Source organism: Mesorhizobium silamurunense, from assembly GCF_014843825.1.
Classification (GTDB): domain Bacteria; phylum Pseudomonadota; class Alphaproteobacteria; order Rhizobiales; family Rhizobiaceae; genus Mesorhizobium; species Mesorhizobium silamurunense.
This window is the reverse complement of sequence record NZ_JHQR01000393.1, coordinates 1-10,060: the sequence shown is the minus strand read 5'-3', so window position 1 is coordinate 10,060 and position 10,060 is coordinate 1. Positions and strand designations below refer to the sequence as shown.

The 10,060-nt window shown below is 63.8% G+C and carries 11 protein-coding genes and 1 pseudogene; 7 read left to right on the top strand and 5 right to left on the bottom strand.

Going from position 1 to position 10,060, the window contains the following annotated elements:
- From DH10_RS34525 to DH10_RS34515, 3 genes and pseudogenes are all read left to right on the top strand, one after another.
- A pseudogene (locus DH10_RS34525) lies at window positions 1-176 on the top strand (helix-turn-helix domain-containing protein); the annotation flags it as partial.
- 30 nt (window positions 177-206) lie between these two features.
- Window positions 207-860, top strand: a complete 654-nt coding sequence (locus tag DH10_RS34520; RefSeq protein ID WP_192385868.1) for a Vgb family protein — start codon at window positions 207-209, stop codon at window positions 858-860.
- A gap of 155 nt (window positions 861-1,015) precedes the next feature.
- Window positions 1,016-1,204 (top strand): DUF1059 domain-containing protein, encoded by a 189-nt coding sequence (locus DH10_RS34515; RefSeq protein WP_192247823.1) that lies wholly within the window; start codon window positions 1,016-1,018, stop codon window positions 1,202-1,204.
- Window positions 1,205-1,217: 13 nt separating this feature from the next.
- Here the strand turns inward: DH10_RS34515 and DH10_RS34510 are convergent, their stop codons facing one another.
- From DH10_RS34510 to DH10_RS34500, 3 genes are all read right to left on the bottom strand, one after another.
- Entirely contained in the window at window positions 1,218-2,306 is a 1,089-nt protein-coding gene (locus DH10_RS34510) for an acyltransferase family protein (protein ID WP_192247818.1), read from the bottom strand.
- A 102-nt stretch (window positions 2,307-2,408) separates the two neighbouring features.
- Window positions 2,409-3,665, bottom strand: coding sequence for an MFS transporter (locus DH10_RS34505; RefSeq protein WP_312891249.1), 1,257 nt, complete (start codon window positions 3,663-3,665; stop codon window positions 2,409-2,411).
- Window positions 3,662-4,393, bottom strand: coding sequence for an MBL fold metallo-hydrolase (locus DH10_RS34500; RefSeq protein WP_192385867.1), 732 nt, complete (start codon window positions 4,391-4,393; stop codon window positions 3,662-3,664). Before DH10_RS34500 ends, DH10_RS34505 begins: the two co-directional genes overlap by 4 nt.
- Window positions 4,394-4,503: 110 nt before the next feature.
- On the opposite strand from DH10_RS34500, the gene DH10_RS34495 reads away from it, so the two are divergent.
- Complete coding sequence (locus tag DH10_RS34495) at window positions 4,504-5,169, top strand: ArsR/SmtB family transcription factor (RefSeq protein ID WP_192247812.1); 666 nt, start codon at window positions 4,504-4,506, stop codon at window positions 5,167-5,169.
- Between the two features lie 116 nt (window positions 5,170-5,285).
- Here DH10_RS34495 and DH10_RS34490 read toward each other — a convergent pair whose 3' ends face one another.
- On the bottom strand, window positions 5,286-5,870 hold the full coding sequence (locus DH10_RS34490; protein WP_192385866.1) for a TetR/AcrR family transcriptional regulator: 585 nt from the start codon (window positions 5,868-5,870) through the stop codon (window positions 5,286-5,288).
- 102 nt (window positions 5,871-5,972) lie between these two features.
- Here DH10_RS34490 and DH10_RS34485 point away from each other — a divergent pair, with 102 nt between their 5' ends.
- Together DH10_RS34485 and DH10_RS34480 are read left to right on the top strand one after the other, a co-directional pair.
- Complete coding sequence (locus DH10_RS34485; RefSeq protein ID WP_192247806.1) at window positions 5,973-6,788, top strand: oxidoreductase; 816 nt, start codon at window positions 5,973-5,975, stop codon at window positions 6,786-6,788.
- A gap of 119 nt (window positions 6,789-6,907) precedes the next feature.
- Window positions 6,908-7,909 (top strand): NADP-dependent oxidoreductase, encoded by a 1,002-nt coding sequence (locus DH10_RS34480; RefSeq protein ID WP_192247803.1) that lies wholly within the window; start codon window positions 6,908-6,910, stop codon window positions 7,907-7,909.
- Window positions 7,910-8,061: 152 nt separating this feature from the next.
- Here the strand turns inward: DH10_RS34480 and efp are convergent, their stop codons facing one another.
- Entirely contained in the window at window positions 8,062-8,631 is a 570-nt protein-coding gene (efp, locus tag DH10_RS34475; protein ID WP_192247801.1) for an elongation factor P, read from the bottom strand.
- Between the two features lie 129 nt (window positions 8,632-8,760).
- Between efp and epmA the strand changes: the two genes are divergently transcribed.
- Complete coding sequence (epmA, locus tag DH10_RS34470) at window positions 8,761-9,804, top strand: EF-P lysine aminoacylase EpmA (RefSeq protein ID WP_192247798.1); 1,044 nt, start codon at window positions 8,761-8,763, stop codon at window positions 9,802-9,804.
- Window positions 9,805-10,060 lie beyond the last annotated feature (256 nt).

Sequence of the window (10,060 nt, the reverse complement as noted above, 5' to 3'; positions counted from 1 at the left end):
CGCTGGCGATCGCGCTCGGCGCCAGCGCGCGCACCGTGCAGCGGGCGCTGGAGGAGCTCTCCACGCAGGACAAGGTGCAAGCGGTCGGGCGCGGCAGGGCGCGCCGCTGGATGACGCCACCGATGACTGGATTCCCGACCGTCTTGTTACTCCCGGGGCCGCTGCCGAGCGACTAGTCTGCGGCCATTGTTCAAATGGAGATCAAAATGAAACGAGCCGCTGCTGAGATCCTACGGGAATATGGACCCTTTCCGGACGCCGAGCGCGTCAATGGCGTCACCTATGACGGCAAGAATGTCTGGTTCGCCACCGGCGACAAGCTGAAGGCGCTTGACCCGGAGAGCGGCGCGATCGTGCGATCGATCGACGTCGCCTCGCATGCCGGGACCGCCTTCGACGGCGAGCACCTCTACCAGATCGCTGAGGATCGCATCCACAAGGTCGACCCGAAGACCGGCAAGGTCGTCGCCACCATTCCGGCCCCCGGCAATGGCGGTGACTCGGGCATGGCCTGGGCCGAAGGTTCGCTCTGGGTCGGCGAATACAGGGCGCACAAGATCCATCAGATCGATCCTGAAACGGGCAAGGTGATCCGCACCATCGAGTCGAAACGCGTCGTCACCGGCGTCACCTGGGTCGATGGCGAGCTCTGGCATGCCACTTGGGAAGGCGAGGAGGGCGATCTGCTGCGCATTGATCCCGAGACAGGCGACGTGCTGCAGGAGGTGACGATGCCGTCTGGCGTGTCGGGACTGGAATCCGATGGTGGCGGCTGCTTCTTCTGCGGAGGCGGCAGCAGCGGCAAGATCAAGGCCGTGCGCCATCCCGGATACAACCAGGACTCGACCGTCAGCAAATAGCCGGTAGGCCGAGCTGCCAATCCGGCGCTGACGGGAAGTTACGCTCACCAAGCGGGATCTCGGCCCTATGACGGTTAGAATGACACCGCCTCAGTTCCATTGACAAAGGTCGCGCCCCGTCGCTCCATTAGGTCTTCCTAAAAAGGGAGGCAGCGATGGCGTACACGTATCGGTGCAAGGACTATCCGGGAATGGAAGCCTGTCCCGGGAGCTTCACGGCAGAAAACGCGGAAGAGGTGATGAAGCACGTTGAGCTTCACGCCAGGTCCGCGCATGGTGAAGACCCCAGCCAATGGTCCCAAGAGGACCGGAAACAGCTACAGGCTATGATGATCGCAAGCTAGGCCTACTTCTGGATCAGGCCGCCTCGCGCGCCGGCCGGGCAACGCTCTTGTTTGAGATCTGGCCGGCATTCGGTCTGTCGATATGCGCCCAGGCCGGCCGCTCGAACAGGAACGTGCCGAAGCCGGTGCGCTTGACGATGAAATAGAGAATGACCGGGCTGACGACCGAGACGAGCAGCACCGCGAGGCTGAGCATGCCGGTATCGGTCAGAAGGCCGCTTGCAAGTGCTGCACCGCGGAAGATCGACATCGGGATGGTGAAGGCGACATAGACGACAAGCGAATGCTCGCCGAGCCACCGCAGCAATTCCATCGAGGCGAATTTCGACAGGAAGCCGCCGGCGACGCAGAGCGCCACCGCGCCCGCGACGGCCAGCGTAAGATGCAGCGGCGGCCATGCCGCCAGGCCCATCTGCATGCCGACGGGCTCGACGGCATAGCCCGGTGAATAGACGAGCAGGCCGTTGACGACCGCCCACCCGACCAGGCCCGCAACGGCGATCGCCGGACGGTCTTGCGTCCATGCCACGAGCCGGAACACCAGCGGCGCCATGACGAAGCCGAGATAGAAGAACACGAAATAGGCGGCGAATTGCGTGAGGGCATAGCTGTCCGAATGCGGCGCCCACATCTGGAGCGCCGCGGCGGCCGGGATGACAATCCAGTGCGGCGTGTTAAGCTCGCGCAAGACGCGCGCGACGAGGCCGAACACCGCCAGCATGTAGATGAACCACAGCACGCCGTAGGGTTGGACGACAGCCATTGCGAGATCATGCAGCATACCGGCAGGATCGCGGCTGAAGATGCCGATCTTCAGCCCGATCGAGATGATTGCCCACAACACGTAGAAATAGAGATAGTGGACGACGCGCCGGTCGATATAGCGCCGCCACGGCCGGTCGATCACCTGCGACAGGAACAGGCCAGAGATGAGAAAGAATTCCGGCATGCGGAACGGCGTCGCGAAGCCGATGACATAGTTGAGAAAGCCGACGCCGCCAGTATATTCACCGGTGTTGTAGGCGGAATACATCATCACCACCAGGATGATGGAAAGACCTTTTGCCGTGTCCACCCACGGCATGCGCATCGGGCTGCTCATGAACGATCTCGAGGAAAATTCACCTGCCCCATAGTACCGGACAGGCTCACCCCTAGCAGCATGAAGCTTCGGATATCGTAAACGCGGGTTTTCTTGCAGCGGCTAGCCGTCGCTTCGTGCCGGCGTTAGCGCTGTCGTCTGTTGCATCGCCACCGCCACGATCACGCCCGACAGGAAGGTAAGCGCCGCGATTGATCCGATCGCCGCGACGAAGCCGAAGAAGTCGGCGATGAGACCTGCCGACAGCGCGCCCACCGCATAGCCGAGATCGCGCCAGAAACGGTAGACGCTGAGCGAGCGCGCCCGCCAGGAGGGATGCGAGGCGTCCGATACCGCCGCGATCAGGCTCGGATAGACCATCGCCGTGCCGAGGCCGAGCAGCAGGCTCGCCAGCAGCCACCAGCCGAAATCGCGCGTCATGGCGGTAGTGAGAAGCCCTGCGGCCTGCACCCACATGCCGGTGACGATCAGGCCCTTGCGGCCCCACCGGTCGCTGAGCGGCCCGGTCGCGACCTGGAAGACGCCCCAGACGGCAGGATAAACTGCCTTGAGGATGCCGATCCGCTCGACGCCGAGCCCGTTGGCGGCGAAGAAGAGCGGAAAAAGCCCCCAGCTCATGCCGTCGTTCAGATTGTTCACCAGGCCCGCCTGCGAGGCGGCGAACAAATTGCGGTCACGGAGCGAGGTCAGCATGAAGATCTCGCGGAAGCTGAGCGGAGATGCCTGTTTCGCGTCGTTGGCGAGTTCCAGCCGCACATGCGCGCGCGTGTCGCGCACGAGCAGGATCGACAGCGCGGCCCCGAGCATCGCGTAGCCGACGCCGAGATAGATCGGCACCGGGCGCAGCCCGTAGCGGCTGGCCAGATAACCGGTGAGGAAGGCGGTGACGCCGACCGCGAGATAGCCGGCGAACTCGTTGAGACCGACAGCGAGGCCGCGTGATTTCGGCCCGACGAGGTCGACCTTCATGATGACCGTCATCGACCAGGCAAGCCCCTGGTTGATGCCGAGAAGCGCGTTGGCGGCGACGATCCAGCCCCAGCTTGGCGCCCAGATGATGATGAAGGGCACCGGCAGGCCGAACAGCCAGCCGAGGACCAGCACGCGCTTGCGGCCCCATGTGTCGGCGAGCTGGCCGGAGACGAGATTGGCGCAGGCCTTGACCACGCCGAAGCTGACGATGAAGGAGACGACGAGCGTGGTGGAAGCGACGCCGAATTCCTCCGCGCCGATCAGCGGCACCACGGTCCGCTCGATGCCGACCATGCCGCCGACGAAGGCGTTGATCAGCACCAAGAGCGCGAACTGCTTCCAGTTGGCCTTGAGGCCGAGCGCAACGGCCGGCGCCGCTGCGCTCACGATTTGGCTCCAGCGTTCGCGGCCCGGGTGCGGGCGGCATCCGGCGGCGGGGGAGGGATGTCGGCGGTCATCGCGGCGACGAACTGGTCCTCGTCCTCGATACGGAAGGCCTTGTTGAAGCGCCGCTCGAAGCCGATCGTCGATGTCGGCTTGCCGCTCAGCGAGCGGCCGCAGACCGAGCCGGAATAGGCGCCCGGCAGCACCTCGATGTGATCGGCCAGCTCCTTGAGGCGCCGCACGCTGGCATAAAGCGCGCGGGCACCGTCCTCGGCGCTCGAGGCGAGCTCGGTGCGGCCGAGATCGCCGACCATCAGCGTGTGCCCGGTGAGCACGAACCAGGGCTCGGCCGACCGCGTCCGGTCAGTGACGAGCAGGCTCAAATGCTCCGGCGTGTGGCCCGGCGTATGCATCACGGTGGCCGTGACGTTGCCGAGCTCCAGCACCTCGCCGTCCTTCACCCGACGGAACGGGAAGCCTGCCTCGGCGCCCTCGAACAGCACGTATTCGGCGCCGGTCGCCTCGGCGAGCGCCCGTCCAGCCGAGACATGGTCGGCATGGATATGTGTGTCGACGACATAGAGGATGCGCATGCCGGTCGCGCGCGCCGCCTCGACATAGGGCGCGATGTCGCCGACCGGATCGACGACGGCCGCGCAAGCCTTGCCGCCGCAGCCGAACAGATAGGAGGCGGCGACCGGATCGGTATGCAGGAACTGCCTGAGAATCATCGCTTTTCCTCCGCACTGCCGGCCGCGGCGGGCGAGCCGCGCGGCTTGACAGCAAGTCGAAACTGTCATTCAATCATTTCATTGAATGACGATGCGTCGCTGAAAGGTCGATGTCAATCCGCAATCCGAAGCAGGCGCTTTACGAGCAGTTCGCGATCGTCGCCAAGGCGCTCGGCCATCCGCTGCGCCTGGAGATGATCGAGCACCTCGCGCAAGGCGCGCGCAGCGTCGAAGCGCTTGCCGCAAAGCTCGGCCAACCCGTCGCCAACATCTCACAGCATCTGCAGGCGCTGCGCCGTGCCGGTATTGTCTCGGCCGAGCGGGATGGCAAATTCGTGCACTACGCGCTCGCGGATGAGAGCGTGCTCGATGCCTTCGCGTCGGTGCGTGCCGTTGCCGAGCGGCACGTTGCCGAGGTCGACCGTATCGTGCGCGGCTATTTCGACGCGCGAGACCAGATGCTGCCCGTAAGCCGGGACGAACTTCAGGCCCTCATGCGCGACGGGCTGGTGACACTGATCGACGTCCGTCCGCCGGATGAATTCGCGCTCGGCCATGTGCCCGGCGCGATCAATGTCCCGCTCAGCGAAATCAAGGTCTGGTCTGTGGGAGCCGCTGCCGACCGCGAAGTCGTCGCCTACTGCCGCGGTCCATGGTGCGTGATGTCCTTCGAAGCAGTGTCCGCGCTGCGCTCGCTCGGCCATTCCGCGCGCCGTCTCGAGGACGGCATGCCGGAATGGAAGGCCGCCGGCCTGCCGGTGGAGATGGCCGCCTGATGGTGTGGCCAATTAGACTGCGTGGATGCCCGCGAGCGGAAGGCCACTGAGCCGCCACTGCGATGCGGACCGCTTTGCGCCCAAAGCAGATCTATGACTGGCCCGGCTCACCACCTTCAAGGCGCCAGTTGTTCCTGAAGCGGTTGGATCAGCGTCCGTGCCGCAGCTTTCCCTGCCGAAAGGATGCGGTCCGACAATTCCGTTCCTTCCATGGCGCGGGCCAGTTGAAGCGCGCCGATGAGGGTCGAAAACACGCCCAGCGCAACGGCCTCCGGATCCTCCGTCGGCGGCAGAGCTTCAGCTATCTGTCGCATCAAGGATTGAACGCGCTCGGCATAAAGGGCCCGCGTTTCAGCCGGCTGCCGTGCAATTTCCGGCAACAGCGCGGCAGAAGCGCAGCCCTTTCCAGGATTGTCCCGGTGGTCAGCCGATAGATACACATCTATGGCCATTTCCGGGCCGCCAGTGGCCAGTGCTTCCTGCAATTGATGCGACTGCGCGTCCAGGGCCGCCGCCACGCTTTCACGGACGAGCTCCGCCTTGGACTGAAAGTGCGGATAGAAGGCCCCGTTCGTCAGCCCGGCCTCGCTCATGATGGTCGCAAGGCCGGACGCCGCGATGCCGTCGCTACGAAAGCGGTCGGCGGCGACCTCCATGATCCGGCCGCGTGAGGCATCCTTCCGGCCCTTTTCGTAGCGCATGGCAGCCATTCCTTTCGCTATTGCATTATGATCATAATTGGATATTATGAGTGTAATTCAACCGACGTGAAAATGCTAGCCCTCATGATTTTGGAGAACGAAATGAATGCGAATTCCGGAAGAACTGCAATCGTGACCGGAGCCTCCTCGGGCATCGGCCGCGCCAGCGCCGAGGCATTGGCGCGGGCGGGGTTTACTGTCTTCGGGACAAGCCGCCGCAAAGCCGGCAATGGCCCGGACGGGGTGACGATGCTGGCATGCGACGTGACCGATGGTGAGGCCGTTACCGCGCTCGTTTCGACGGTGCTGTCGCAAACCGGCCGGATCGATCTCCTGGTCAACAATGCGGGCGTCGGCCTGCTTGGAGGCGCCGAGGAATTCTCGGTTCCACAGGTGCAGGCCCTGTTCGACGTTAATCTGTTCGGTGTCATCCGCATGACCAATGCGGTGTTGCCGTCGATGCGGCGGCGCGGCGAAGGGCGCATCGTCAACATCGGCTCAGTGCTGGGACTCGTGCCGGCGCCGTATTCAGCGCATTACTCGGCGGTCAAGCACGCGCTCGAAGGCTATTCGGAATCGCTCGACCACGAGGTTCGTGCCTTCAATGTCCGCGTCTCGGTCATCGAACCGGCGTTCGTGCGCACCGTCTTCGACCAGAACGGAATCCAGCCGGACTCCCTGTTGAAGGAATACGATCGGGCTAGAGCCGGGCTCGAAGCGCTCCTCCGCGACGTGATGCCTGTAGCCGATCGGCCGGAAGTAGTGGCCAAGGTGGTCGTCAAGGCAGCGACCGATGCCCGTCCGCGACGGCGCTACACCGCCGGCAAGGCAGCGCGCCAGGTCAGCCTGCTGCGCCGCTTTGCCCCTGCGGACATATTCGACAAGAGCTTGCGCAAGCAGTTCCGCCTTCCGGTCTGAACAACAAATTCGGCCAAGGATTTTACGCACATGCGACTGGCAACCAAGGCGTTCCGCCATGCCTGACGCCTTCTCCCGAGCCGACTGTTTCAAGAAACACTTTTCAGAAAGTCACTGCCATGAAAGCATTCGTCGTCGATAAATATAACAAGGAGGGCATTTTGCGATTGGCCGAGATGCCAGTGCCGAACGTCGGGGATAATGATGTCCTGGTCGAGATCCATGCAGCAGCCGTGAACCTTCTGGATTCCAAGGTCAGAACCGGAGAGTTCAAGCTGATCCTGCCTTATCGCCGGCCCTTCATCCTGGGCCACGACGTGGCTGGGACGGTTATCCGCGTGGGATCGAAAGTCCGCAAGTTCAAACCCGGCGACGATGTCTACGCGCGGCCGCGCGATGGACGGGTTGGCACATTCGCCGAGTTCATTGCCATGGATGAAGCCGACGTGGCTTTGAAGCCCAAGAACCTCAGCATGGAAGAGGCGGCCTCAATCCCGCTGGTCGGCCTGACCGCCTGGCAGACGCTCGTTGAAAGGGCAGGTTTAAGGAAGGGGCAGAAGGTCTTCATTCAGGCCGGCTCCGGCGGCGTGGGGACGTTCGCCATCCAACTGGCAAAGCACCTCGGCGCGGCCGTTGCAACAACTGCGAGCGCGGCGAGTGCCGATCTGGTCAAGGGGCTCGGCGCCGATGTCGTCGTCGACTACAGGAAAGACGATTTCGACAAAGTCCTGTCGGGCTACGACGTCGTCCTAAACAGTCAGGACGCCAAGACGCTCGAAAAATCCCTGAACGTGCTGAAACCGGGTGGGAAGCTCATATCCATCTCCGGTCCGCCTGACCCCGAATTTGCCCGAGCGAAGGGACTGAACCCGGTGCTGAGGCTGTTACTGCGCCTGTTAAGCCGGGGTATCCGGGCCAAAGCCAGGCGCCGTGGCGTGAGTTTTTCGTTCCTTTTCATGTGGGCGCAGGGTGATCAACTGAGCAAGATCACTGCTCTCATCGAATCCGGAGCGATCCACCCGGTTGTCGATCGGGTTTTTCCATTCGAAGCGGCCAACGAGGCTCTGGCTTATGTCGAAACAGGGCGCGCCAAGGGCAAGGTCGTCGTCAAGGTCAGGTAGCAACTCCTGGTTTTGCTTCACATCAGCATTCAGGCAACGCCAAAGCTGATCCATACGGCCGAAGTTAGCCGCAAAGCAGACCGGCAAAACATGCCGTTGGTCGGCCCGCCTGGTCGCAGGCGAGCCGTGGCAGCTGGAGCGCTGCGGAAACGTCAGTCCTTGGCGCGCTCGACATAGGAGCCGTCGGCTGTCATCACCACCACGCGCGTGCCGGCGCTGATATGCGGCGGCACGGCGGTGCGCACGCCGTTGGAAAGCACGGCCGGCTTGTAGGAGGAAGACGCGGTCTGGCCCTTGGTGACCGGCTCTGTCTCCACGACCTCGAAAGTGGCGCGTTGTGGCAGCACCAGCGAGATCGGCACGCCGTTGAACTGCGCCAGCTGCACTGCCATGCCTTCCTGGAGATAGGGAGCCATGTCGCCGACCACGCCTTCCGTAGCCACGACCTGGTCGTAGCTTTCCGGGTTCATGAAATGGAAGCCTTCGCCGTCGGAATAGAGGAAGGTGTGCTCGCGCTCCTCGACATAAGCGCGCTCGACCATCTCGGTCGTGCGGTACCGCTCCGAAACCTTCACCCCGTCGCCGATGCGGCGCATGTCGAGCTGGGTCACCGGCGTGCCCTTGCCAGGGTGGATGTTTTCGGCAAAGAGGATGACATAGAGCTTGCCGTCCTTATCGACGACGTTGCCTTTGCGTAAGGAACTGGCGATGACCTTGACCACGATATTCAATCCCAATCGAGTTTTTCGGCCTGCAAGCGTCGATTGCCGCGAAGCGGCGACGGCGGCCTTCGCGTGCGCCCTAGCGCATCTTGCGCCGAACCGCCAGTCTTCTCGGCGATTTTCCCGCTCATGACCGGCGCTTCGCCCTGGTGGACGCCGCATATTCATGCCGACCGCCGGCCAAGGCTCATGGCGCGCAATGCCATCGCCGCCGCCTTGCGCGGCTGGTTCGCCGACCGTGACTTCGTCGAGGTGACGACGGCCGCGCTGCAGGTCTCGCCCGGCAACGAGGCGCATCTTGCCGCTTTTGCCACCGAGGCAATCGGACCGGATGGGATAGGACAGCCGCTCTATCTCCATACATCGCCGGAATTCGCCTGCAAGAAGCTGCTTGCCGCCGGCGAGAAGCGCATCTTCAGCCTGGGCGCTGTTTACCGCAACCGCGAGCGCGGGCCGCTCCACCATCCCGAATTCACCATGCTCGAATGGTACCGCGTCGGCGAAACTTATGAGCGCCTGATGGCCGACTGCGTCGAATTCCTGGCGCTCGCCGCCGAAAGGGCCGGCGCCAAAAGCTTCCGCTTCCGCGGCCGCGAGGCCGATCCTTTCGCCGAACCGGAGCGATTGAGCGTGGCGGAAGCCTTCATGCGCCATGCCGGCATCGACCTGCTGGCGACTGTCGCCGTCGACGGCAGCACCGACCGCGAGGCGCTCCACGCGGCGCTGGTTCGCGCCGGCCTGCGCACCGCGCCCGACGACAGTTGGGCCGACTTGTTCAGCCGGGTGATGGTCGAAAAGGTCGAGCCGGCGCTGGGGCAGGGCCGGGCCACCATCCTCTGCGGCTATCCGGTGTCGGAGGCAGCCCTTGCCCGGCCGAGCGCGGAGGATCCGCGCGTCGCCGAGCGCTTCGAGCTTTATTGCTGCGGCGTCGAGCTTGCGAATGCCTTTGGTGAACTCACCGATCCGGCCGAGCAGCGCCGCCGCTTCGTCGCCGAGATGGACGAGAAGGAGCGCGTCTATGGCGAGCGCTATCCGCTGGACGAGGATTTCCTCTCGGCATTGGCCATCATGCCGCAAGCCAGCGGCTCGGCGCTCGGCTTCGACCGGCTGGTGATGCTGGCGACGGGAGCACAGAAGGTTGAGGATGTAATCTGGGCGCCGGTGGCAGGCTAGCCTCTCGTCGATTTGATGCCGCTTCGGCAAAGCTTCCCGCACGAACACGGCGATTGCCTTGAGATTGCCGCATCCGCCATTGCACAAGCGGCAGTGGAACAATAGATGGTGCGGGCAGCATCCGCCCTCCGGACAGCTTGAACAAACAGGACCAACCGCATGACCGACACGCTCGACGCAGCGAAACTGACCGACCGCGTCGCAGCGCTCGTCGAGGCGGCCAAGCGCGCCGGAGCGGACGCCGCCGACGCGGTCG

Coding starts and splice junctions, on each gene's coding strand:
- DH10_RS34485 (WP_192247806.1), top strand. CDS start 5,973: ATGAATGCGAATTCCGGAAGAACTGCAATCGTGACCGGAGCCTCCTCG.
- DH10_RS34520 (WP_192385868.1), top strand. CDS start 207: ATGAAACGAGCCGCTGCTGAGATCCTACGGGAATATGGACCCTTTCCG.
- epmA (WP_192247798.1), top strand. CDS start 8,761: ATGACCGGCGCTTCGCCCTGGTGGACGCCGCATATTCATGCCGACCGC.
- DH10_RS34500 (WP_192385867.1), bottom strand. CDS start 4,393: ATGATTCTCAGGCAGTTCCTGCATACCGATCCGGTCGCCGCCTCCTAT.
- DH10_RS34495 (WP_192247812.1), top strand. CDS start 4,504: ATGTCAATCCGCAATCCGAAGCAGGCGCTTTACGAGCAGTTCGCGATC.
- DH10_RS34480 (WP_192247803.1), top strand. CDS start 6,908: ATGAAAGCATTCGTCGTCGATAAATATAACAAGGAGGGCATTTTGCGA.
- DH10_RS34515 (WP_192247823.1), top strand. CDS start 1,016: ATGGCGTACACGTATCGGTGCAAGGACTATCCGGGAATGGAAGCCTGT.
- DH10_RS34510 (WP_192247818.1), bottom strand. CDS start 2,306: ATGAGCAGCCCGATGCGCATGCCGTGGGTGGACACGGCAAAAGGTCTT.
- DH10_RS34490 (WP_192385866.1), bottom strand. CDS start 5,870: ATGCGCTACGAAAAGGGCCGGAAGGATGCCTCACGCGGCCGGATCATG.